This window comes from Bradyrhizobium algeriense (assembly GCF_036924595.1).
In the GTDB taxonomy this organism is placed as follows: domain Bacteria; phylum Pseudomonadota; class Alphaproteobacteria; order Rhizobiales; family Xanthobacteraceae; genus Bradyrhizobium; species Bradyrhizobium algeriense.
Genome location: NZ_JAZHRV010000001.1, coordinates 1,015,565 through 1,039,915, shown reverse-complemented (window position 1 = coordinate 1,039,915; position 24,351 = coordinate 1,015,565). Strand labels below are relative to the sequence as shown.

18 protein-coding genes and 1 pseudogene are annotated in these 24,351 nt (G+C 63.1%); 2 read left to right on the top strand and 17 right to left on the bottom strand.

Going from position 1 to position 24,351, the window contains the following annotated elements; genetic code table 11:
* Positions 1-33 precede the first annotated feature (33 nt).
* The 8 genes and pseudogenes from ftsA to V1286_RS04960 all read right to left on the bottom strand — a co-directional run bounded on the left by ftsA (position 34) and on the right by V1286_RS04960 (position 7,826).
* The gene (ftsA, locus tag V1286_RS04990) at positions 34-1,353 is read right to left on the bottom strand and encodes a cell division protein FtsA (RefSeq protein WP_334477961.1); all 1,320 of its coding nucleotides are present in this window, start codon (positions 1,351-1,353) and stop codon (positions 34-36) included.
* Positions 1,350-2,336, bottom strand: a complete 987-nt coding sequence (locus V1286_RS04985; protein WP_334477960.1) for a cell division protein FtsQ/DivIB — start codon at positions 2,334-2,336, stop codon at positions 1,350-1,352. The genes ftsA and V1286_RS04985 overlap by 4 nt, the downstream gene beginning before the upstream one ends.
* A pseudogene (locus tag V1286_RS38825) lies at positions 2,303-2,572 on the bottom strand (D-alanine--D-alanine ligase); the annotation flags it as partial. The pseudogene V1286_RS38825 and the gene V1286_RS04985, both read right to left, overlap by 34 nt.
* A 75-nt stretch (positions 2,573-2,647) precedes the next feature.
* Entirely contained in the window at positions 2,648-3,640 is a 993-nt protein-coding gene (locus V1286_RS04980) for a D-alanine--D-alanine ligase family protein (protein WP_334477958.1), read from the bottom strand.
* Positions 3,640-4,563 (bottom strand): UDP-N-acetylmuramate dehydrogenase, encoded by a 924-nt coding sequence (murB, locus tag V1286_RS04975; RefSeq protein WP_334477957.1) that lies wholly within the window; start codon positions 4,561-4,563, stop codon positions 3,640-3,642. Before murB ends, V1286_RS04980 begins: the two co-directional genes overlap by 1 nt.
* Positions 4,564-4,923: 360 nt before the next feature.
* Positions 4,924-6,204: a benzoate/H(+) symporter BenE family transporter gene (locus tag V1286_RS04970; RefSeq protein WP_334477955.1), complete on the bottom strand. Its 1,281-nt coding sequence runs from the start codon at positions 6,202-6,204 to the stop codon at positions 4,924-4,926.
* 46 nt (positions 6,205-6,250) lie between these two features.
* Complete coding sequence (gene trxB, locus V1286_RS04965; protein WP_334477953.1) at positions 6,251-7,243, bottom strand: thioredoxin-disulfide reductase; 993 nt, start codon at positions 7,241-7,243, stop codon at positions 6,251-6,253.
* Between the two features lie 4 nt (positions 7,244-7,247).
* Positions 7,248-7,826: a peroxiredoxin gene (locus tag V1286_RS04960; protein ID WP_334477952.1), complete on the bottom strand. Its 579-nt coding sequence runs from the start codon at positions 7,824-7,826 to the stop codon at positions 7,248-7,250.
* A gap of 343 nt (positions 7,827-8,169) precedes the next feature.
* On the opposite strand from V1286_RS04960, the gene V1286_RS04955 reads away from it, so the two are divergent.
* Complete coding sequence (locus tag V1286_RS04955; RefSeq protein WP_334477951.1) at positions 8,170-9,549, top strand: aminotransferase-like domain-containing protein; 1,380 nt, start codon at positions 8,170-8,172, stop codon at positions 9,547-9,549.
* An 11-nt stretch (positions 9,550-9,560) separates the two neighbouring features.
* On the opposite strand, the gene murC is transcribed toward V1286_RS04955, so the two are convergent.
* The 5 genes from murC to V1286_RS04930 form a co-directional block, all read right to left on the bottom strand.
* Positions 9,561-10,964, bottom strand: coding sequence for a UDP-N-acetylmuramate--L-alanine ligase (gene murC / locus V1286_RS04950; RefSeq protein ID WP_334477950.1), 1,404 nt, complete (start codon positions 10,962-10,964; stop codon positions 9,561-9,563).
* Positions 10,965-11,122: 158 nt separating this feature from the next.
* Positions 11,123-12,223, bottom strand: a complete 1,101-nt coding sequence (gene murG, locus V1286_RS04945) for an undecaprenyldiphospho-muramoylpentapeptide beta-N-acetylglucosaminyltransferase (protein WP_334477949.1) — start codon at positions 12,221-12,223, stop codon at positions 11,123-11,125.
* A gap of 65 nt (positions 12,224-12,288) precedes the next feature.
* Complete coding sequence (ftsW, locus tag V1286_RS04940) at positions 12,289-13,440, bottom strand: putative lipid II flippase FtsW (RefSeq protein WP_334477948.1); 1,152 nt, start codon at positions 13,438-13,440, stop codon at positions 12,289-12,291.
* 301 nt (positions 13,441-13,741) lie between these two features.
* Positions 13,742-15,001, bottom strand: coding sequence for an IS110 family RNA-guided transposase (locus tag V1286_RS04935; protein WP_334477947.1), 1,260 nt, complete (start codon positions 14,999-15,001; stop codon positions 13,742-13,744).
* Positions 15,002-15,542: 541 nt separating this feature from the next.
* Entirely contained in the window at positions 15,543-16,991 is a 1,449-nt protein-coding gene (locus V1286_RS04930; protein ID WP_334477946.1) for a DUF5107 domain-containing protein, read from the bottom strand.
* A gap of 324 nt (positions 16,992-17,315) precedes the next feature.
* On the opposite strand from V1286_RS04930, the gene V1286_RS04925 reads away from it, so the two are divergent.
* Positions 17,316-18,575 (top strand): IS110 family RNA-guided transposase, encoded by a 1,260-nt coding sequence (locus V1286_RS04925; RefSeq protein ID WP_334477866.1) that lies wholly within the window; start codon positions 17,316-17,318, stop codon positions 18,573-18,575.
* Positions 18,576-18,790: 215 nt separating this feature from the next.
* Here the strand turns inward: V1286_RS04925 and murD are convergent, their stop codons facing one another.
* From murD to V1286_RS04905, 4 genes are all read right to left on the bottom strand, one after another.
* Positions 18,791-20,191: a UDP-N-acetylmuramoyl-L-alanine--D-glutamate ligase gene (murD, locus tag V1286_RS04920; protein ID WP_334477944.1), complete on the bottom strand. Its 1,401-nt coding sequence runs from the start codon at positions 20,189-20,191 to the stop codon at positions 18,791-18,793.
* Positions 20,192-20,201: 10 nt separating this feature from the next.
* Positions 20,202-21,308, bottom strand: coding sequence for a phospho-N-acetylmuramoyl-pentapeptide-transferase (gene mraY / locus V1286_RS04915; protein ID WP_334477943.1), 1,107 nt, complete (start codon positions 21,306-21,308; stop codon positions 20,202-20,204).
* A 184-nt stretch (positions 21,309-21,492) separates the two neighbouring features.
* Positions 21,493-22,890: a UDP-N-acetylmuramoyl-tripeptide--D-alanyl-D-alanine ligase gene (locus tag V1286_RS04910; RefSeq protein WP_334477941.1), complete on the bottom strand. Its 1,398-nt coding sequence runs from the start codon at positions 22,888-22,890 to the stop codon at positions 21,493-21,495.
* On the bottom strand, positions 22,887-24,347 hold the full coding sequence (locus V1286_RS04905; protein ID WP_334477939.1) for a UDP-N-acetylmuramoyl-L-alanyl-D-glutamate--2,6-diaminopimelate ligase: 1,461 nt from the start codon (positions 24,345-24,347) through the stop codon (positions 22,887-22,889). Before V1286_RS04905 ends, V1286_RS04910 begins: the two co-directional genes overlap by 4 nt.
* Positions 24,348-24,351 lie beyond the last annotated feature (4 nt).

The window sequence follows — 24,351 nt, the reverse complement described above, 5'->3', positions numbered from 1 at the left end:
TTGGTGAAAATCGTTTGGTCACTGGATCGGTCATCAGAAGCCCTCGCGAAGCCATCGTCCGACCTTTCCGAAATAGCCGTCAGTCCCTGTCCTGAGCTGCCGCGTATGCCGCGGTTCGACGTGTTCCAGATGAGCGTATTGCGGATAGACTAGGAGACCGGTCGGCACCGCGAACGAGGCGCTCTTGGCCTCGTTGGGCAGCCGGCCGAAACCGAGCGGCCGGCCGATCCGGACCGGCCGGTTGAGAATGCGGGTGGCGAGTTCGACGGTGCCGGTGAGCTGGGACGCGCCGCCGCTCAAGACAACCCGCGCACGCGGCTCTGCCGCAAAGGGGGAATCCGCGAGCCGGTCCCGGACCATTTCAAAAATCTCCTCGGCACGATGCCGGACGATGTTCGCGATCGTGGCGCGCGAGACGATCTGCGGTGCATCGTGTTCCTCACCTGCAGTCGGAACAGACATCAACTCGCGCGCGTCGGACCCGCCGGTCAGCACGGTCCCGTATAAAGTCTTGATTCGCTCGGCATCCGCAATGCATGCGCCGACGCCGCGTGCAAGATCCATGGTCACGTGCTGTCCGCCGAGCGCAAATCCTGATGCATGAACGAAGCGGCCGGCGGAATAGGTCGCAATCGTGGTCGATCCGGCGCCCATTTCGACCACGGCGGCGCCGAGATCGGCCTCGTCGTCGGTCAACACGGAAAGGCCTGCGACATAAGGACTCGCCGACATGGCTTCGACATTGAGATGGCAGCGCTCGACCACCAGCATCAGGTTGCGGGCAACGGTGGCATCCGCCGTCACCACGTTCATGTCGACGCCGAACTGCCGGGCCACCATGCCGCGGGGGTCGCGGATGCCCTTGACGCCATCCAGCGCGTAGCCGACCGGCAGCGCGTGCAGCACGGTGCGGCCCTCGCCGGTGGCGTGGCGCATGCCGGTGGAAGTCACCCGGGTGACGTCATCGGCGGTAACGGCGCCGCCCCTGATATCGGCGGCAGCCTCGACCAGCTGGCCCTGCAGCCGGCCGCCGGAAACCGACAGCAATACTGACTCAACGCGGACCTTGGCCATGCGCTCGGCCAGCGCCACGGCCTGCCGCACCGCCTGTTCGCATTCGGCGAGATCGACCACGGCGCCGGCCTTGACGCCGCGCGACTGGATCTGGCTGTAGCCGATCAGTTCCACCGCATGGGTACGGCCGCGCAGCGCGTCGTTCGCTGGCGACGGCTTCAGCCGCGCGATCATGCAGGCGATCTTGCTGGTGCCGACATCGAGCGACGCCACCAGCGCGGTGCGCTTGTGGTCGACGGGGCGCGTCTTCGGGGTCTGGTTGCGATCGAGGCCGGTCATGCGTCACCGGCCTTTTTCTTGGGTTTCTTGTCCTTGAACAGTTCTTCGCGGGCCTTGGCCGCGTCATCAGACAATTGCACCGTCAAGCGGTCCGGCAGGCGCATGTCGACCGCGACGATGTCGCGCGAGAACAGCCGGTCGTCCTTGTCCAGCTTGCTCAGCACGGCAAGCGCATTGCCGACGTCGTTCTCCGGCAGGCGGATGTCGAGGCCGTCCTTCAGCCGCAGATTCCAGCGCCGTTCGCCGACGAGGATCGCAGCCTTGGTCGCGATGCGAACCTGCGGATAGCGGTCGAGCAGCGCGAGGAAATCGCGGGCCTTGACGTCGGCGCCCTTGCCCACCACCAGCGGCAGCGTCACGAAGCGGCGCGACACGTAGGGCTCCAGCACCACGCCGTCCTCCGATATCACGGACAGCCGGCCCTCCTGCTGCCACAACGCGAACGCCGTACGCTCGACGATGTCGATCTGCAGCTGACCGGGATAAAGCTTCAGGATGGTCGCATCAGCGATCCACGGATTGGCCTTGAGCCTGTCGCGCACGGTGGCGGCGTCGAGGAACAACAGCGAGGAACGGCCGTTGACGCCGCCGATCGCGAGCACCTCGTCCTGGCTCAATTGCTTGCGGCCGTTGATGGCAACCGTGGTGATGCGGAATCCGGCCGAATTGGCCAGCGCATTGCGGGTATCGTCAAGCGCCACCATGAAGTCGTCGACATGGCCGCCCTTGACGATGCCCAGGCCTGCGCTGCCGAGCAGCATCAGCACGGTCAAGGCGACGCCTGCGCGGTTCGGAAGGTAACGTTCGACCAGCAGGACCAGGCGATTCGACGGTTCGCGATCGATCACGGGCCTTGCCGGGACGCGGGCACGAAGGCCCATCCGCTCGCGCAGCAGCACGGCCGCTCCAATAGCAGCCGCTTTCAGGTCAGCTTGGGGCCCCAGCGATCTCAGCGACCGAGCGAGGCGTCCTGCACCATCCATTGCACGAGCCTGTCCAAGTGTTGTTCCCGCAAGCGTTTTTGCGGGTTCCGGCCCATGTGACGCCTCGGTTTTGCCGGACTTGGTGCTGATCTGAAGTCGGAACAGCGCACGCCCCGGCAGCCAAGCGCCACATGCGCCGCCAGCGTTAACCTTCGGACTTCCTGGTAAACAAAGTGTAAATTCGGGGCGCCGGTGACGCGTTTTGACGCGTCTTTTGAGTGGTTTGCCGGGTAATTCTTAGGATTTTAGCAACAATTCTCGTGGCGAGGTTAGTTCCGGGTTAACGGCCTGTTAACTGGCCGGTCGGCCGGTCAAACCCGTTCCCGGTTGCGCCGTTCGGCCAGCGCGATCTGGTCGCGCAGAAAATCCGGGAATTCGATCCCCTGCGCCTTCAGCGCCTTCGGGTAGAGCGATGCGGCGGTCAGGCCCGGCAGCGTGTTGGTTTCCAGGTAAACCAACCCCTTCGCCGAGACGATGAAGTCGGTCCGGGAATAGCCGCTGCACGACAGCGCCCGGTGCGCCCGCAGCGCCTGGTCCATGAGGGCTGTGCTGATCTCGGGCGAAAATCGTCCCGGACAGATCTCCTGGGTAGATTTGAGCAGGTACTTCGCCGTGTAGTCGAACGCGCCTTCCGCCGGAACGATTTCGATCGGCGGCAGTGAAAGCACCGAGCCGTCGGGCCGCTCCAGCACGCCGCAGGTCGCCTCCACGCCCGACACGAACGGCTCGATCAGATATTCCTCTGTTCTGGCGGCGTTGCGCACGGCGACGAGATCCTGCTTCGCATTGACGAAGATCAGGCCATAGCTCGATCCATCCCGCGCCGGCTTTGCGATCAGCCTGCCGTATTCGGCGAACGCCGTGTCGAGCTCTTCCAGGGCGACGCCGGCCGGCGCTGTGACGCCCGCATAGGCCGCAAAGCGTTTTGCCGCCACCTTGTCGAAAGCGAGATTCGACGACGCCGAGCCGGAGCCGGTGAAGGGAATCCCGCGCAGTTCGCACATCGCCTGCAATTCGCCGTTCTCGGCCCGGCCGCCATGCAGGCCGAGCACCAGCACGCGATCCTCGAACTTCGCCTTGTCGAGCGCGGCTTCGAGCGACAAGCCGCGGTTGCCGGGTTTGAATTCATCCTCAAACGGACGCGAATGCTCGAGCAGCTTCTGCGACGCAACCTCATGCACGGTATCGGCAACGTCCCAGAACCAGAGATCGGCTTCCGGCAAGGCGCGATGCAGCGCCTGAGCGCTCGCGACCGAAACCAGCCGCTCCTTGTTGGTGCCGCCAAAGAGAATGGTCGTCCGCATCAGCCTCGCTCGATTCCGATCCGCTTGATTTCCCAGTGTAGCTCGATTCCAGAATTCGCTTTAACCCGCTCGCGCACGGTTTCACCCAGCGTTTCAATATCATGCCCGGTAGCATTACCGGTGTTGATGAGGAAATTGCAGTGCATTTCCGAGACCTGCGCCCCGCCGACGCGCAAGCCGCGGCAGCCGGCGGCGTCGATCAGTTTCCAGGCGCTGTTGCCGGGCGGGTTCTTGAAGGTCGATCCTCCGGTCTTTTCGCGAATCGGCTGAGCGGTTTCGCGATGGGTCTGCACCTCGTTCATCCGCGCGCGAATGGCTTCAGCGTCCGTGATGGCGCCGCGGAAACGCGCAGAGGTGAAAATCACGGAAGGATCGACGCCGCTGTTGCGGTAGACGAACTTCATGTCGGCATTGCTGAAGACATGCCTGGTGCCGTCGCGACCGATGCCGACAGCTTCGATCAGAACGTCCTTGGTCTCGCCGCCATTGGCGCCGGCATTCATCCGCAACGCGCCGCCGATGGTGCCGGGAATGCCGAAGAAAAATTCCATGCCGCCGATGTTGGCGGCAGCCGCGGTCTCCGCCACGCGCTTGTCGAGCGCGGCCGTGCCCGCGCTGACGATATCGCCCGACGCAGATGTCTCGCCGAACGCCCGCGGCGACAGCCGGATCACCACCCCCGCCATACCACCGTCGCGCACGATCAGGTTGGAGCCGACGCCGACGACATAGACCGGCAATGCCTTCGGAAGCAGCTTTAAGAAGTACGCGAGATCGTCTTCATCCGCCGGCGTAAACAGCACCTGCGCCGGCCCGCCGACGCGAAACCACGTCAGCTCCGCCAGCGACTGGTTCGCCAGCAACCGCCCGCGCAGTTGCGGCATCGCGGTCTTGAGATCGGGTGTGATGTCGGGGAAGGTCAACTAAACGTCCTCGGTATGTCGCGGCCTACCAATTTGGTCACCGCCGGGCCTGTCCACTTCGTTCCCTTCCTTTGCAGGCCGGGTGCATTGTAGCGGCTCAAATTCAGACCCCATTTCTTCACCGACACCAACTATTTAGAAGAGCCATTTTCGCGATTTTTTTAAGCGAACTCCTGTTCCAGCACAATAACGCTTTGTGACGAACCGATGTGCACCTGACAATAACGGATGACGGTCAAAATTCTGCGCGACAAAAATTGGCCGCCATCCACAAAGGATGGCGGCGGCAGGGAACGCATCGAAACGAGATTTCAATGGCTTGCGCGAGCGTCCCGGGCTTCCGCTCCGACGGCAATAAATCTAAGTTTCGGCCCGGAACGAATCTGGCTCGACTATCCACGAAGCCAGCGTCCCGATTGCGAGCGCCCATAAGGGGGCTCCAATTCCGAAAATCGTCAAGCTCGTGCTCGCGACCACCAGCGAAACGAGAGCGCCAACTTGGAATTTCCTGGCGGCAAACGCAGCGTTCAGCGCGACAACCAGCGGTGTGATCATCGCCAGCCCAGCGACCGCCCCGACGAGTTCTGAAGGCAACGCCCGGACGGTACTCACTGCCATGCTCGCAACCAGTCCGAACGCGACGTAAATGACACCTTGAACCACCGACGCAGCATATCGCGTGCCGATGTTTCCGGCTTGCGGGCTCGAGCAGATCGCCGTCATCGGACCCGCAACGTTGAGATTATGTCCCCCGAACATTCCGCTGAAAAGCGTTCCGATCCCGCTGGCGAAAAGCATGCTGTTGGTCGGAGGCACATATCCGGCCGACAACAGGATACCGACGCCCTTCGTGTTTTCGGCGCAGATGATAAGAAGCGCGAGAGGAACGGCAACTGAGAGAATCACCGATGACGACCAGCCCGGAGCAGTAGCAGTTGGCATCACGAGATGCAGCTCGATCGATCCGAAATTGAGCTTCCCTGCGAGGAATGCAGCAGCGGCTCCGAAGACGAGAGCGCCGAGCACGCCGGGCACCTTCTTTAGGACCTTCGCCGTCAGAAAATAGCCAATGATCGCAGCACCAACGATTACGGGCTGCGCTTGGCTGGCGCCGACGACGCCGATGGCGAATTGCAGGAGGATGCCACCGATCATGGCCACGACGATCGGAAACGGAAGGTATTTGACGATTCTTCCTACAACGCCCGTCAAGGCAATCGTCGTGACAAGGGCCGCCACGATCAAATACGCCCCTATAAGCTGAGCGAACGAATAGTCCTTCAGGGCCGCAACGACGAGCGCTGTCCCGGGAATACTCCACGAGAAGGAAATCGGCTGCCTGTAGATCAACGCAACGAGAATGGTTACGAGTCCTCCGATGAAGTAGACGCCGAAAATCCATGACGTCGCTTCTGTTGGACCGAGACCAGCCTTGGTCGCGCCATTGAGGATAACGAGTGAAACGGCCGTTCCGAATATTCCCGCAACAAGTCCCTGCCCGATAGTCCCTATCGTCAGGTCGCCTGACAGCGAGCGAAGCCCGTTCAACAGACCGGGCGCGCGCTCGAAGATGGACCACCGGCCATCTTCAGCTTTGCCAACAGGCGATACTCGAACTTCAATTGCTTTCGTGTCAGTCATGCGCGCCTCCGTTGAGATGTTGGATAATCCAAATCGTTCCGTGTGGTCAGACGAAGCAGTACTGCGACCCGACACTTCCGGAGTTCGCATCACGGCTTGCCCGTTCCACCGACAAAAAGCGGTCGGCTTCGATCGCCGCCATGCATCCCATTCCGGCGGCAGTTACGGCTTGTCGGAATATCCTGTCCTTGACATCACCCGCAGCGAAGACACCGGGGATTGCGGTTGCAGTCGAGTCTGGCTTGGTGATGAGATAACCGTGGTCATCGCGGGCGAGTTGGCCTGCAAACAGGTCGGTGGCCGGATCGTGGCCGATGGCGACAAACACTCCATCCGTCGCGATATCCTGTCGCGCCTGGGTATCGACATTGCGAAGCCTAACATGGGTGACGGCACTGGGACTCTTCCTGCCAATCACTTCCTCCACGACGCTATTCCAGATGACCTCGATCTGCGGGTGGTTGAACAGCCGCGCCTGCAGCACCTTTTCCGCTCGCAGCGTCCCGCGGCGGTGGACGAGGATCACCCTCGAGGCATGTTTGGTGAGATAGAGAGCTTCTTCGACCGCTGCGCTTCCGCCGCCTATCACTACGACACGCCTGCCTCGGTAAAAGAAGCCGTCGCAAGTGGCGCATGCGGATACGCCGTACCCGAAAAATTCGCTCTCACTTGGCAACCCGAGCAGCCTGGCCCGCGCGCCCGTCGCGATGATCAGCGCGTCACTTCGGTAGTTCGTTCCGCTTTCCCCCACGCAGGTGAAAGGACGCCGGGTCAGGTCGACCGAAGTCACGGAATCCACGACAATGCGGGCGCCGAGATGCTCCACCTGCTTGTACATCCGCTCTACCAGTTCAGGACCTGAGATGGAGACTTCCGATGGCCAGTTCTCAACTTCGGTTGTCGTAGTCAGCTGACCACCGGGCTGACTACCCGTCAGCAACAGCGGACTGAGGTTTGCGCGGGTGGCGTAAACCGCGGCGGTGTAGCCGGCGGGCCCCGCCCCCAGAATCAAGACGCGCTCGACGGCTGAGTCGTCCATGGAGTCAGGCTCCATCAGTCGAGAGTTTCTCGACGGCGGCCAACACAGCCGCAACGTGCCCGTCTGGTCGCACGTCGTCGAAGATTTCTGCGATCGTGCCTCCCTTCCTGACGATCACGGTGGTCCGCGTAACGAAGCGCTCGCCGTGTTCCGTAGTCCACACAGGAATCCCCAGTGCCACCGTCAATTGCTCGGCTTCGTCCGACAGCAATGGAAAGTTGAGATGCTCTCTTGCAACAAAACTTTTTTGGCGTGACGTGGCGTGGAAGTTGACGCCGAAAATTTCCGCACCAAGTTTGCGCAGATCAGTCACGCTGTCGCGGAAGCTGCAGGCCTCGGGCGTACATCCCGACATCTCCGGATACCGAAGGCCCTCGAGGTCCCCTGGATAGAAGAACAGAACCAGGTGACTGCTTCGCGCTTGCTGATCGAGGTGAACCGTGTTCCCAGCGGTCGAGCACAGTTCAAGCGGGGGAAGTTGGTCGCCGGGCCTCGAATTGGTCCTCGGATGGGTTTTTTGGACGCCGCCATATTGGCCGGTTTGAATTTGCAATTTCAGCCGGTCCGCCTGTGGTGCATTCATGCTCGAATTTCCCTCTCTGGAAGAACTTCACGAACTATGCGCATATTGCTTCATGAAGCAATTGTTACATTGCGCTAGTACAATCTGCCACGCCGCACCGTTTCCTGTTCGCATCGCACGATTCAGCGGTTTTGGATTTTGGCGGTCCGCTCAGTCTGCGGAAGGGCGCATCCCGAATCAATGTTGGCCACGGTGAAGCGCTCACGATGAATCTCACGCGACGGGGCGCGGGGGCTCGCTGCATCAGCTTCAACTTCGATCGCCGTGGCCGGCGCAGCGCCCGTTGAAAAGCGCAGTAAGGGCTGGCAACATTGTATTAGCAAGACAACAGAGACATTATCTTATGGCAATTTGGATCCCTAAGCAGATCTCTTCCCAGGGGCCGCGGTATGAAGCGCTCGTTAATGCGCTGGAGCGGGACATCCAGACCGGTCGCGCGGAGCCCGGTATGCGGCTTTTGCCAATGCGCGAACTCGCGTATCAGCTCGGAATCAGCGTTGGGACCGTTACTCGCGCTTATCAGACTGCGCAGAAGCGTGGTCTCATTTCTGGCGAAGTCGGTCGCGGTAGTTTTGTACGGACACCCGACAAGTCGGACGCTCGCTTCTACGGGGATGGGCGCGGCGATCTTGGATCAATCGATCTTAGCCTTAACCTGCCGCCGACAGGTCGGTCCGAGGCCGCCTTGAAGAAGGCGCTTTCCGATTTGTCGAAGACGGACGATCTTTCCCAGCTCATGCAGTACTTGCCTCACAGCGGGCTCGCGAGACATAGGCAGGCAATCGCCAAATGGTGGAAGGGCAGTCACGTTGACCCGGATTGTCTGGTTCTGACGCAGGGCGCACAACACGCAATGGCCTTGGCCATCGCCGCGCTGACCAAACCCGGCGATACCGTCATATGCGAGTCAATGAGCTATGCCGGGATTAAGGCTTTGGCTAACTTCGCACAATTGCGTCTGGTCGGCGCGCCGCTGGATCGTGATGGTGTCATTCCCGAGAAGCTGGAGGAACTTGTCCAGAAGACGCGCGCCCGCGTGTTGTATCTCATTCCGAATTTGCAGAATCCGTCGGCGACGGTTTTGCCGGAATCCCGCAGGCGAGCGATAGCGGACATCATGGAGCGGCATGCGCTCCACCTGATCGAAGGAGACGTGTACGATTTCCTCTTGAACAAGCGCTTGGATCCGATCGCCGAATACGCCCGGGAGCGGACCTTCTACGTCGGGAGCTTCTCGAAGAGCCTGGCGCCGGGTTTACGCATCGGCTTCGTGTCGCCACCCCCTCAATACATGGATCGTATGGTGTCAGGCGTAAGGGCGACCGCATGGATGGCGACGCCCATGATGGCGGAAATCATCAGCCGGTGGATCGAGGACGGCACGGCCGACTCGCTCATCGAGGCAAAAAGGCAGGAAGCCATCGCGCGGGTGGCTCTCGTGCGCAAGCTGTTCGGAAAGAACATATTCGCTTTGCCGAAGGCGACCTATCATGTCTGGCTCGATTTGCCGGAGCGGTGGCGAGCTTCCGAGTTCGTGGCAGCGGCGAAGCGTCACGGAATTACGATCACGCCCACCGAGGCTGTCATCGTCGGCCATCATCCTATCAACGGCGTCCGGATATGCTTGGGCGCCGCCGAGTCAATCATTCGGCTCGACCAAGCACTGAATACGCTGAAATCGATCGTCGATGCCGGCGCGCACCAGGCATTATCGGTTGTCTGACAGACCGGCCATCACCCCAACGCCTTCAGCTCGCCCGGCAGGGCGTAGGCCCATTGGGTGATGTTGCCGGCGCCCAGGCAGACGACGAGGTCGCCGGTGCCGGCGAGACCGTGAACCACCTTGGCGAGTTCGCCCGCATTCGGCAGCGGGATCACCTCGCGATGGCCGTGGGCGCGCAGACCGAGCACGAAATGATCGCGATCGATGCCCTCGATCGGCGCCTCGCCGGCCGGATAGACCTCGGCGACCACGACCGCATCGGCGTCGTTGAAGCAGGTACAGAATTCCTCAAACAGCGATTGCAGGCGGGTGAAGCGATGCGGCTGCACCACGGCGATGACCTTGCCGTTGGTGGATTCACGCGCCGCTTTAAGGACGGCTGATATCTCGACGGGGTGATGGCCGTAATCGTCGATCACGGTGACGCCGTTCCACTCCCCGGTCCGGGTAAAGCGCCGCTTGACGCCGCCAAAACCTGCCATTGCCTTGCGGATCGCCTCGTCGGACATGCCGAGCTCATGCGCCACCGCGATCGCCGCCGTGGCATTCGAGGCGTTATGCCGCCCCGGCATCGGCAGCATGAGGTCTGATATCTCATGGGTGGCGTCGGTCTTGCGGTTGCGGAACACGACCTTGAATGTCGAGCCGCCGCCGGTCGGCGTCAGGTCGACCAGCCGCGCGTCGGCCTGCGGATTCTCGCCATAGGTGATGATGCGGCGGTCCTCGATCTTGCCGACGAGGCTCTGCACCACGGGATGATCGGTGCACATTACGGCAAAGCCGTAGAACGGGACGTTCTCGACGAAATTGCGGAATGCGTCCTGGATCGCCTCGAAAGTCTTGAAGTGATCGAGATGTTCGGGATCGATGTTGGTGACGATCACGACATCGGACGGCAGCTTCAGGAACGTGCCGTCGCTCTCGTCGGCCTCGACCACCATCCAGTCGCCCGCGCCCAGCCGCGCGTTGGAGCCATAGGCATTGATGATACCGCCGTTGATCACGGTCGGATCGAGACCGCCGGCATCGAGGAGGGTCGCCACCATCGTCGTCGTCGTGGTCTTGCCATGGGTGCCGGCAATCGCGACGCAGCTTTTCAGCCGCATCAGTTCGGCGAGCATTTCGGCCCGGCGCACCACCGGAATGCGCTGGGCGCGGGCCGCCATCAATTCGGGATTGTCGCGCTTGATCGCGGTCGAAACCACCACCACGTCGGCGCCGTCGACATTCTCGGCCTTGTGGCCGACCGAAACCGTAATCCCCTTCTCCCGCAGCCGCGCGACATTGCCGCTCTCGGAGGCGTCCGAGCCCTGCACGGTATAGCCGAGATTGCTCAAGACCTCGGCGATGCCGCTCATGCCGATGCCGCCGATCCCGACGAAGTGAATGGGTCCGATCTCGCGCGGCAGTCTCATGGATTATTCCCTATCGCCATCATCCGCCTTGTGCGCAATTGCGCACGGGAGCGGATGATCCAGTATCCCGCGAAGCCGAGGCTCAAATCAGGCGCCGCAGGGTACTGGATGCCCCGCTTTCGCGTGGCATGACAAGGGGCAATTTTGCACGCAACGGCCTAGATTCCGGCCATTTTCATCACCAGATCGGCCAACCGCTCAGCAGCATCAAGCCTGCCGACACTGCGTGCGGCTGATGCCATCGCGGTAAGCCGAGCGGGTTCGGCGGCGAAGGCTGAGATTTCCGCGGCCAGACGGTCCGGCGTGAACTCTGCTTGCGGAATTCGCAGCGCGCCGTCCACCTGGGCCAGCACGCCGGCGTTGGCGAACTGGTCCTGGTCGATCGCGCCGGGCAGCGGCACCAGAATCGAGGGCCGGCCGATCGCGGCGAGTTCCGCCACCGTGCCGGCGCCGGAGCGCGAGATCACGAGGTGGCTGGATGCCAGCCGCGCCGGCAGGTCGGAAAAGAACGGCGCGAGTTCGGCATTGATCCTGCGCCGCTCATAGATCGCGCGCACCCGCCCCATGTCTTCCTTGCGCACCTGCTGAGTGAGAACCAGGCGGCTCCACAGCATCGGCTCCAGCTTTTCGATGGCGCCCGGCACGATATCGCTCATAACCCGCGCGCCCTGGCTGCCGCCCACCACCAGCAGGCGCAGCGGCCCGTTCGGTTCGGGAGAGGCAAACGGCACGGCGGCGGCCGTGAGGATCGCGGGCCGCATCGGCGTGCCGACGGTCACCGTCTTGCCCGCGAGATCAGGATCGCGATCGAGCACGCCCGGCAGCGAGGTGGCAATGGCGTTGACGCGGCGGGCGAGAAAGCGGTTGGCGCGGCCGAGCACGGCATTGGCGTCGTGAATGATGCCGGGCACGCCGAGCAGCCTTGCCGCCATCAGCGGCGGCAGCGTCGGATAGCCGCCGAAGCCGACCACGGCGGCAGGTTTCAGCCGCCGCACCAGCCTGGCAGCAACCAGCGTGCCGTAACCAAGCGTGTAGACGGTGCGCGCCAGCGCCACCAGCGAGCGGCCGCGCACGGTCTCGCTCGGCACCACATCGATATTATCCCGGGTGAACAGGCCGCTGTAGCGCAGCGCGCGGTCGTCGGTTGCCAGACGCACCCGCAGGCCGCGCTTGATGAGTTCGACGCCGAGCGCTTCGGCGGGAAACAGATGACCGCCGGTGCCGCCCGCGGCAAGTAGAATGAGAGGTGCGTTGTCCATGGCTTCAAATAGCCGACGCGGCGAGGCTAGTCACGCCCCATAGCGTTTTCAGAATCGATGAGGTTCTAGGCGTAACCGCGCGACACGCCGGCCGCGTTCATCGATTCCACCTCGGTACGCGGGCGTTGCCGTGTCAGCGCCAGCATCATGCCGACGCCGTAAGCCAGCGAGATGATCGACGAGCCGCCATAGGAGATGAAGGGCAGCGTCATGCCCTTGGCAGGTATCAGTTGCAGATTGACGGCCATGTTGATCGCGGCCTGCACGCCGAACAGGATCGCAAGCCCCGACGCCGCAAAGCGCGCGAACATGTCCTCGCTCGAATAGGCGCGTGTCAGCGTCCGGATCACGACGAAGGCGAACAGCGAAACTAGCGCCAGGCACAGGATGATGCCGAACTCTTCGGCGGCCACCGCGAACACGAAGTCGGTATGACTGTCCGGCAGGCTGCGTTTTGCAATGCCCTCGCCGGGTCCGAGGCCGAACCAGCCGCCGTTCCAGAAGGCTTCCATTGCCATGTCGACCTGGAAGGTGTCGCCGGAGGCCGGATTGATGAAGCGCTTGATGCGGCCCGCGACGTGCGGGACCAGAAGATAGGCGCCGAACAATCCGGCCGCCGCGACGCCGGCAAGGCCGGCCACCCAGATCATCCGCATGCCCGCGATGAAGAACAGCGCGCCCCACACCATCAGGATCAGCATGGTCTGGCCGAAATCCGGTTCCATCACCAGCAGCGCCACCAGCGTCAGCAACAGCACGATCGCCATCGACGTCGCCGGCATTTCCGGCCGCTTGGTCGATTCCGCAAACAGCCACGCCGCCATCACCACGAAGGCAGGCTTGGCGGATTCGGAGGCCTGGATGTTGACGCCGAGCAGCGTGATCCAGCGCCGCGATCCCTTCACCTCGGCGCCGAAGACAAGCGTCGCCACGATCAGCAGGATCGAGACCACGAACACCAGCAACGCGAGGCGGCGGATGTGCTTGGGTGACAGGAACGACACCCCGATCAGCACCATCAAGGACGGCAACAGGAACAGCACGTGCCGGCCGAAGAAATGGAAGGGATCGAGCCCGATCCGCGTCGCCACCGGCGGGCTCGCCGCGAGCGACAGGATGACGCCACCCAGCATCAGCGCCATGATCGCGCCGAGCAGCAGCTTATCCACGGTCCACCACCAGTCCGAAAACGGCGTGCGTTGGTCACGGGCGAGCATGGGCGTCCCCAAAATGGCAGAGGTAACGCCCATTGGTGGAGCAGGATGGTTTACGGGGGGTTAATGGGGACGGTAACTTTTGAGGGATCGGGCGACGGTGCGTAGGACCTCCTAGCTTTCGTCAAGGAGCTGGGCGTCCTTGAATGACGAGCGTAGCGCCGTGCTCGCCGCCGTCCAGGACGCTCCGCGCCGGCTACGCCGGTGCCGATGGCATCCTGGACAGCGTCTGCGCGCGTCGCTGTCGGGTTCGGCAGGTCGGGACGAAGGAATGGTCGCAAGCGGCCGAACCAAGGAATGAGGCTTACTGTTTGACGGAGATCTGCGAACTCCCGCGGTTGGCATCATACAGGGTCCGGCTCTTGAGGGTCGAGCATAGAGCCGAGAGCAGGCGATCGCCCACGCTACGCAACGCACGTGCATGGCCGTGGCCGCGCTGCCGCAAGGCATCATAGCGGCGCCGCGCGGCAGCATCGTGCTGGATGGCAACGCGCGACCAATGATGAACGGCGGTCTGCAGCCTCCTGTTGCAGGCGTGGCGGCGGATCACGAAGCGTTGTTTGCCGCTTTGCCGCGTCACCGGAGCAACCCCTGCCAGCGCACGCAAGGCGTGATAATCTCGGGCCTGCAGCGGCTGCGCTGCCTCGGTGAGCAGTGTGGCGAGAACAATCCTGCCGATTCCCGGCCAGGAGCGAAGGATTGCCACGTCACACTGCTCACGGCTCTGCCCCGACGGGCTCTCCTCGTCCGGTGCCGCGAGCCCGGCGCAGAGGCCGTCCAGGGCGTTGTGGGCTTCCTTGATCTGCTGATTGACCAGGTGCATGCGCGCCGCGAGACTGCGGATATGCACGCAAGCGGCCTCCGTCGTGCCTGGGGCGACGAACAAGGCCGTCTTGCGCAAGGTCTGCAGCACGGTGGCGGCATCGAGACGCCGGATGCGGTGGTCCTTGAGGATGCGCGCAACCGTCTTCTCCGTTACCTTCGCGGCGGCGGCGGGGGTCGGCACCTTTTGCCACAGCGCCAGGAACCAGTCGTCCCCGACATCATCGGCTAGTTCGGTCGCCTGCGGATAGTAGCGCCACAGCTGCTGACGCAGACGATTGGCCAGACGCGTCCGTTCCTGCTGCAACTCGTCCACGAGGCGCGACCACTCGCGCAGCTCGATCACCACCGGATTGTCGATCGCAAGCTGCCGGAAGGCTTTCCGATCGGTACGCAGTGAGTCTCCAAGGACAAGGGCGTCTCGGCTGTCATCCTTGGCGCCTGCGACTGTGAAGCGATCGCGGAAACGATCGAGCTGCTTGGGATTGATGGCAAAGACCACAAACCCGTGCTCGAGCAGCATCTCCACCACGGGACCATGCGGCATCTCGATCGCGACGGCGATCTGCCCCGGCGCAGCCCCGGTCTTCTGCAGCAACCAATCTCGCAGTTCCATCAGTCCGGCTCCGCCATGGGCGAACTCCCGCTCGCCCATGCGTCCTCCTTCGCTATCAAGCAGGCAAACGCGGTGGCTCTGTGTTGCCCAATCGATCCCGACAAACCAACGCACATCCTCAACCATTACTGGACCTCCTCGCTTCTCAAAGCGGGCCCACTGCGATCCCGATCGATCCCTGTACTGGCGCTCTTGGCGCAAACCTCCTAGTGGATATTGATCGCAGCCGCTCCACCGGGGCGCAGGTCCTACGAAGGTGGCTCATAGCACGGGTGGGTCAGGCAGCTCCCGGCAGATCGGCCCGTGCAGCCAGTCTACATCAACGACTGGTGCCGAACGCCAGAAGGGTACAGGATGGGTGGAGCGAAAGCGATACCCATCAAGTTTGGTTGAGAAATGGCCAGCGTCGAGAAAGCGTTAATGAGGACCATTATCATTTATGACAGCGTAGTGGCTCCTCACGAGTAGTCGTCATACCCGCGAAGGCGGGTATCCAGTACGCCGCGGCATTTCGGTTCTATCGCTGACGCCTCTGGAATACTGGATCACCCGCCTTCGCGGGTGACGACAGCTCTTTGGACGGAGCGAGCGAACCTATCAATTGGCGTTTATGAGGTGATCGGTTTCGCAACGGCACCGAAACGCCCGATTTCCGGTTGGCAACCATTCACTTTATCTTTGTCTCGGCCGCGATCAGCTCTTTGCCTTCCGGGGTCGTGATCGTCAGCCGCACCTGCTCGCCGCTGCCGCCGGCGGGAACCCCTACGGAAATGCGATTTCCGTTTTTCGGGTCGGCTGTCACGGCGTCGTTGAACAATATCGCATCGCCGCGTCTCAACCTGACGCGCAACAGCATGGCCGGTTCGATACTGAAGAACTGAAGATTCACGCTCGCTGCCTCAGCCGAGAGATTGATCAGGATATTCTCGTTCGCGGCCGTCACATTGCTCATGCCGACGGTCGGGCTGTAGGTCTCCGGGATAGATACCTCTCCCTGCGCGGGCAGCTGGGCGCGGTGGAAAAACTGGTCCGACACGCCCGCCCACAATTCGACGTAGGGCCGCGCTTCGTTCGGGTCCTTGCGGGCGTCCGTTTCGTTCGTGAACGACGGAAATCCCCACGTCCACATCTTCAGGCCCGGTGTGACCGTGTTGTCGGCGATGCGGATGATCCCCTCCTCGTTGTCGTGGTTGATCACACCCCAGAAATTCCCGCCCTGCATATCGGGCGCCGCGTATGCGATGCCCATCGTCGGCCAGTTCCTGAAGTGGCGCAGTTTTTCGAAACGGCTCCTGCCCGCGCCTGCACTCTCGTCGCCTTCGGACAGATTGGCCGACCAGCGGGGCGTGCTGTAGGCCTGGATCGGCGCGATGATCTCGGCGCCGCCGGTCGTCTTGGGGTTGTTCGGGTCCGATCCCGGCGCGAGCGTCGTGCACGTCCAGTACTCGTAGTCGATCGTCCGGGCTTGCGGATTTCTCAGCACCACGCGCGCATCGAGCGCGGCGCGGTCGGCTTTCAGCGTGACGTAGTAAGTCGCTTCGATACCCGTCACCTCCTTGAAAAACTGCGTCGGCGCTGCGGGATACGCGAAATCATCTTTAATCGACATCGACACCGTCACTTCGCCGGCGCTCTCCTTCACGACCTTGAAATCCCACGGCTTCAGCCACGTCCTGCCGTGCTCGGGATCCGGGAAGGTTGGGAAGATGCCGCCATACACCATCAGCCAGTCGTAATAAAAGACGCCGGCGCTCATGCCATAGGGGACGCCGACCTCGTTGCGATAAAGTTGTTCGTGGCCGGTCGGCTTGTAGACGATGGAAAGAATGCGACCGCCGAATTCGGGCACGAGCGTTACCTTCAGATAACGATTCTCGAGCACGTGGGTCTTGAACGTGCGATCGACGATGGTCTTCTTGTCGAGCGACCCGCCGACGAATCCGTTCTCCGCAGAGGTCGCGTATTTGACAGTGCTCCACGAAATCGTCGACTCCCTGAGCGACACGCCATCAGACGCCAGCGAAGCCGTACCTGCGACGGCATGAAGCGCAACGGTCGCCGAAAGCACCGCAACCGAGAAACGAACAAGGTTACGTGAGGGAGCATGAATTGCCATTTACGACGCCCTCGAAGGAGCAGGATGTAGGATGGGTAGAGCGCAGCGAAACCCATCACCGGCACCGCAGCGATGGGTTTCGCTGCGCTCTACCCATCCTGTACCCTTTTGAGCGTTCGGCACTAGTCTGGAGATGTAGACTGGTCGCACGGGCCGATCCGCCGGGAGCCGCCTGACCCATCTGTGCCATGAGCACCTGCGTAGGACCCGCGCCCCGGTGGAGCGGCTGCGATCGAGATCCACTAGGAGGTTTGCGCCAAGAGCGCCAGTACAGGGATCGATCGGGATCGCAGTGGCCCGCTTCGCAAGCGAGGAGGTCGAGCAATGGTCGAGGATGTGCATTGGTTTGTCGGGATCGACTGGGCAACGCAGAACCATCGCGTTTGCCTGTTGGATGCCGAAGGAAGACGCGTGGGCGAGCGGGAGTTCGTCCATGGCGGAGCCGGCTTGACGGAGCTGCGAGACTGGCTGCTTGAGAAGACCAAGGCCGCGCCGGGGCGGATCGCCGTCGCGATCGAGATGCCGCACGGTCCCGTGGTGGAGATGCTGCTCGAGCACGGGTTTACGGTCTTTGCCATCAATCCCAAGCAACTCGATCGCTTCCGTGATCGCTTCACGGTCGCAGGCGCCAAGGATGACAGCCGTGACGCTCTTGTCCTCGGCGACTCGTTGCGCACCGATCGGAAAGCCTTCCGGCAGCTTGCCACCGACGATCCGACGGTGATCGAACTGCGCGAGTGGTCGCGCCTTATGGATGAACTGCTGCAGGAACGGACGCGTCTGGCCAATCGCCTGCGCCAGCAGCTATGGCGTTATTATCCGCAAGCGGCCGAACTGACCGACGATGTCGCAGATGATTGGTTCCTGGCGCTGTGGCAGAAGGTGCCGACCCCCGCTGCGGCCGCCAAGGTATCGGAGAAGGCGATTGCGCGCATCCTCAAGGAGCATCGCATCCGCCGTCTCGACGCCACCACCGTGCTGCAGACCTTGCGCAAGGCGGCCTTGTTCGTCGCACCAGGTACCAGGGAGGCCGCGTGCGTCCATATCCGCAGTCTTGTGGCGCGCATGCACCTGATCAATCAGCAGATCAAGGAAGCCGGCGCCGCCCTGGACGGCCTTTGCGACAGCCTCGCAGCACAGGATGAGGAGAACTCGTCGGGGCAGAGCCATGAGCAGTGTGACGTGGCAATCCTGCGCTCCTGGCCGGGAATCGGCAGGATTGTTCTCGCCACACTGCTCACCGAAGCAGCGCAACCGCTGCAGGCACGAGATTATCACGCCTTGCGTGCTCTGGCAGGGGTTGCTCCGGTAACACGGCAAAGCGGCAAGCAACGCTTCGTGATCCGGCGCCTCGCCTGCAACAAGCGGCTGCAGACTGCGGTCCATCACTGGTCACGCGTCGCCATCCAGCGCGACGCAGCCGCTCGGCGACGCTACGACGCCTTGCGGCAGCGCGGCCATGGCCATGCGCGTGCTTTGCGTGGTGTGGCTGATCGCTTGCTTTCCGCCCTGTGCGCGACGCTCACCCACCGGACCCTGTATGAGGCAGACCAGAGGAGTGCTCAGACCGTCGCCACGCCGTAAAGCCTCATTCCTTTGTTCGGCCGCTTGCGACCATTCCTTCGTCCCGACCTGCCGAACCCAACAGCGCCGCGCACAGCCGCTGTCCAGGATGCCATCGGCACCGGCGTAGCCGGCGCGAAGCGTCCTGGACGGCGGCGAGCACGGCGCTACGCTTGTCACCCAAAGAACGAAAGCCCCTTGACCAAGCCCTAGGAGGTCCTACGCGATCCGCATCCTCACACCACCGGCTTGACGCCCGGCAATGCCGTCACCAAATCGCGGAACTTGGCGCCGCGGATTTCGAAATTGCGGTACTGGTCGAACGAGGCGCAGGCCGGCGACAAGAGCACCACGGGGTCGGCAAGCCCGGACGCTTCGGCGTCGCGTGCGGCATTCGCAACGGCGACATCCAACATCTCCGAAATCTCGTGCGGCACGCGCTCGCCCAGGGTCCCCGCAAACTCCTGCGCGGCTTCGCCGATCAGATAGGCTTTGCGGATGCGCGGGAAATATTCAGATAGCCCCGTGATGCCGCCCTGCTTCGGCTTGCCGCCGGCGATCCAGAAGATGTCGGCAAAGGACGACAGCGCGTGTGCGGCGGCATCGGCGTTGGTGCCCTTCGAATCGTTGACGAACAGCACGTTGCCGCGACGTCCCACCTGCTCCATGCGGTGTGCCAGCCCTGGAAAGCTGCGCAGGCCGTTTTGCAAAATATCGATCGAGATGCCCATCGCCAGCGCGCAGGCCGACGCGCAGGCCGCGTTCTGCGCATTGTGCAGGCCGCGCAACGAACCGATGCCGCCCAGCCTTGCGATCTCGCGACGCGCGCCGCCGGAGGCCTGCACGATGGTTTCGCGCTCGACGTAGACGCCGTCGGGCAGCGGGTTCTTCACGGAGATCCGCACCACGCGCTTGCCTGATTGATCGAGCCGGTCGGCGATGTTGCGGCACCAGCCGTCATCGACGCCGACGATGGAGGTACCCTTCGGCTGCACGCCAGCAACCAGCCGCGCCTTCACGGCGGCGTAATGCTCCAGCGTGCCGTGGCGGTCGATATGGTCTTCGCTGACATTGAGGAGAATCCCCACCGACGGATCGAGCGAAGGCGCCAGATCGATCTGGTACGACGACATTTCGACCACATGCACGCGCCCCATGCGCGGCGGCTCCAGCGACAGGATCGCGGTGCCGATATTGCCGCCCATCTGGCTGTCGTAGCCGGCGACCTTCATCAGATGCGCAATCAGCGCTGTTGTGGTCGACTTGCCGTTGGTGCCGGTGATGGCAACGAACGGCGCGTCCGGCGCGTGACGGCGGCGCTCGCGGCAAAACAATTCGATGTCGCCGATCACCTCACAGCCGGCCTGCCGCGCCATCAGCACCGACCAATGCGGCGCCGGATGGGTGAGCGGCGCGCCGGGCGTCAAAATCAGCGCCGCAAAATTCGACCACGACACCGTGCGCAGATCGGCGGTGGTGAAACCGGCCTGCGCCGCTTTGGCGACATTGTCGGCAGAGTCGTCGCCCGCGATCACTTCGGCGCCGCCGGCCTTCAGCGCGTGGCAGCTCGCAAGGCCGGAACCGCCGAGGCCGAAGACGGCGACCGCCTTGCCCGCAAAAGAGGTGACGGGGATCATCGCGCGCGGCTCACCGCAGCTTCAACGTGGAGAGGCCGGCCAGCGCCAGCATCACCGAGATGATCCAGAACCGGATCACGATCTGCGGCTCGGTCCAGCCCTTCTGCTCGAAATGATGATGCAGCGGCGCCATCCGGAACACGCGTTTTCCCGTCAGCTTGAACGAGGCCACCTGCACGATCACGGAGACGGCTTCCAGCACGAACAATCCGCCGATCACGGCCAGCACGATCTCGTGCTTGACCGCAACCGCCGTCGCACCAAGCATGCCGCCGAGCGCCAGCGAGCCGGTGTCGCCCATGAAGATCGAAGCCGGCGGCGCATTGAACCAGAGGAATCCGAGGCCGGCGCCAAGCACCGCGCCGCACAGCACCGCGAGCTCGCCGGTGCCGGCCACATATCTGATCTGCAGGTAGTCCGAGAAGACCGCGTTGCCGGTCAGATACGAGATCATGCCGAAGCTCGCGGCGGCGATCATGACCGGCACGATCGCAAGCCCGTCGAGACCGTCGGTCAGGTTCACCGCGTTGCCGGCGCCGACGATGACGAACGCGCCGAAGATCACGAAGAACCAGCCGAAATTGATCACCACGTCTTTCAGGAAGGGTACCGCAAGCGAGGTCGAGGTCGCATCGCGGCCGAGCCGCACCAGCGCGTAGCAGGCCGCGATCGCGATCACCGCTTCGATCAACAGCCGCAGCCTGCCGGCGAAGCCACTATGGCTCTGTTTCGTCACCTTCAGATAGTCGTCGTAGAAACCGACGAAGCCGAAGCCGAGCGTCACCGCCAGCACGATCCAGACGTAGGGGTTGAGCGGATTGGCCCACAGCAACGTCGAGACCACGAGGCCCGAGAGGATCATCAGCCCGCCCATCGTCGGCGTGCCCTTCTTGGTGATCAGATGCGATTGCGGGCCGTCGGTGCGGATCGGCTGGCCCTTGCCCTGCCGGAGCCGCAGATGATCGATGATCCAGGGCCCGAACAGGAATACGAACAGCGCGCCCGTCACCATCGCCCCGCCGGTGCGGAAGGTGATGTAGCGAAACACGTTGAAGAAGCCGCGGAAGATGCCAAAACCCGGGACGGTGTTGGAAAGCTCGATCAGCCAGTAAAACATTCAGGTCGGCCCTATCACGCGGCTTGGTTACGCCGTCTTTGGCGGGAAGCGCTCCGGGAACGCCTTCGTTCCGGGAACGCCTTGATAATCGTTTTCATCGTCAAACCAAGCAAATCTTGGTCATGCATGGGGTATTGACGAATCATGCCACGCGGAAACAACGCACCCGCCAAATACGGCCAGTTTACGCCTTTGCCTGCAGGGCGGCCAGCAGCCTCGGCACAAACTTGTTCACCCAGAACATCTTTTTGCTGCCCTTGACGACCACCACATCCCCGTCCCGCAGCAAGGCGGCGATTTCCTGGGGATCGAGCGTGGCCGGGTCTTCATGCCAGCCGAGCGCCCGCTCCGCCGGCACCAGACCATATAAATGGCGCATCAGCGGACCGACGCAGTAAATGCCGTCGATGCCCGGGAGGTCGCCGGCGAGCTTCTCGTGATAGGCAGGCGCATCGGCGCCCAGTTCCAGCATGTCGCCGAGAATGGCGATGCGCCGGCCGGCCTTCACCGGCCGCGCCTTCAGGCTGCCGAGCGCGGCCACCATGCTGGCCGGATTGCCGTTGAAACTGTCGTCGATCACGGTGACGCCATCGGCGGTTTGTTCGACGCCGCGGCCGGTCATGATGCCGACATGGCCGAGCTCTTTGGCCAGCGCCGCCACATTAAGCCCGGCGGCATGAATAGACGCCAGCGCCGCCAATGCATTCTGCAGACGGTGCGGCGCGCCCGGCGTCAAGCCGAACTCGACTTGCTTGCCGTTCACCTCTGCGGCGACGTTCCAGCTCTCGCCCTCGGCTGCATGCTTCAGTTCCCGTACCCCGGATCCCTCGCCGAAGCGAACGACCTTGCCGTTCCATTCCGGCGCCTCGACATCCCCGGGCAGCACCAGCACGCCGTCCTTTGGCAGGCCTTGTCTTAGTAAGCCTTGCGCGATGCTTACCTTCTCGCGCCGGATCGCTTCCAGGCTGCCGAGCTTTTCCAGATGCACCGGCTGCACGTTCACGACCAGTGCGACCGTAGGCTGGGTCAGTTCGCTGAGGCGCGCGATCTCGCCGGTCTGGTTCATGCCCATTTCGACGACCCACACGCTCGCCTCGGGGCTGGCATTGCACAGCGTCAGCGGCACGCCCCAGAAATTGTTAAAACTGCTCGGGCTGGCATAGGCGGCAGGATACGCGGCAAGGAATTCCTTGGTGCTGGTCTTGCCGGCGCTGCCGGTCAGGCCGATCACCGGTCCGGCAAACCGCGCCCGCGCGGCGCGCGCCAACCGCCACAGGCCATCGATCAGCGTATCCTTGACGATCAACTGCGGAATGCTGACGCCGTCGATCCGATGCGGAACGATCATCGCGACCGCGCCGGCCGCTTCCGCCTTGTCGGCGAATTCCCAGCCGTCGCGCGCGCTGGCGAAGCTGGAAATAAAGCCGCCGCTTGGCGTGCCGCTCAACGCCACGAACAGGCAGCCCGGTTTCACCAGGCGGCTGTCCTGCGTGACGAAATCAATCGGCGTATCGGCAAATTCCCCCGATAGCCCGAGCGCGCGCGCGACTTCGGCAATGGTCCACAATGGCGTCGCGCTCATGCCACCCTCGCTGCCAGCGCGGCGGCCACCGCCTCGTGATCGCTGAACGGCAAAACCTTGTCGCCGACGATCTGGCCGGTCTCGTGCCCTTTGCCGGCGATCAGGAGCGCGTCGCCGGGCTGCAGCGCCGCTATCCCTGCCCTGATCGCTTCAGTGCGATCGCCGATGTCTGTTGCGCCCTTTGCCGCGGCCAGAATGGCGGCGCGGATTGTTTCCGGATTCTCGCTGCGCGGATTGTCGTCGGTGACGATGACTTGATCGGCATTCTCGGCCGCAATCGCGCCCATGATCGGGCGCTTGCCGGCATCGCGGTCGCCACCGGCGCCGAAGATCACGACGAGCTTGCGTTTGGCATAAGGCCGCAGCGCCTGCAGCGCCTTCGCCAGCGCGTCTGGCTTGTGCGCGTAGTCGACGAAGATCGGCGCGCCATTATGTTCGCCGACCCGCTCCAGCCGCCCTTTTGCGCCTTCGAGATGTTCGAGCGCAGCCAGCACAGCGTTCGGTTCGCTGCCGGTGCCAATCGCGAGCCCGGCGGCAACCAGCGCGTTCTCGATCTGGAATTCGCCGACCAGCGGCAGCTTGATCATACGCTTGCGCCCCCGATATTCGAGCGTGAGCTTTTGCGCAAAACCTTCGACCGCGGCATCGACGAGACGAATGCCCTCGCGTGCCTCATCAGCACTGCGGCCGACGGCGATGATCCGCAAGCCCCGAACCCGCGCCGCTTCGATCACTTCCAGTGAGCAATCATGATCGGCCGAAATAACGGCTGCACCGTCCGGCGCCACCAGCTCACGGAACAGCCGCAGCTTGGCGGCGAGGTAATGCGCGACGTCAGGATGATAATCCATATGGTCGCGCGTCAGATTGGTAAAACCACCGGCGGCAATGCGCACGCCGTCGAGCCTGAACTGGTCGAGCCCGTGCGAGGATGCCTCGAAGGCCAGATGCGTGACGCCGTCGCCCGTGATTTCGTCGAGCTGCTTGTGAAGCGCGATCGGGTCCGGGGTCGTCAGCGAGCCGTAGACCGTGCGCTTCGGCGAAACGAGGCCGATGGTGCCGATGCTGGCGGAAGCATGGCCAAGCCGTTCCCAGATCTGGCGCGTGAAGGCGGCGACCGACGTCTTGCCGCTGGTCCCGGTCACCGCCGCTGTTGTCGCGGGCTGGCGCGGATAAAATCGCGCCGCCGCCAGCGCTAGCGCGCGGCGCGGATTTGGCGCGACGACGAACGGCACGCGGAGGCCGCCGGGCGGCGCATGGTCACCGGCTACCGCGACCGCACCCGCCTGTATCGCCGAATCGACGAAGCGCGAACCGTCGGTCTTGCTGCCGGCAATGGCAAAGAACAGGTCGCCCGGTTTCACCGCGCGGCTGTCGACGCTAAGGCCTTTCACATCGACAGCTTCCGCCTGCGGCTCGATCGCAGCGTCATCGCTGAAGAGGTCGCGAAGTTTCATCGTG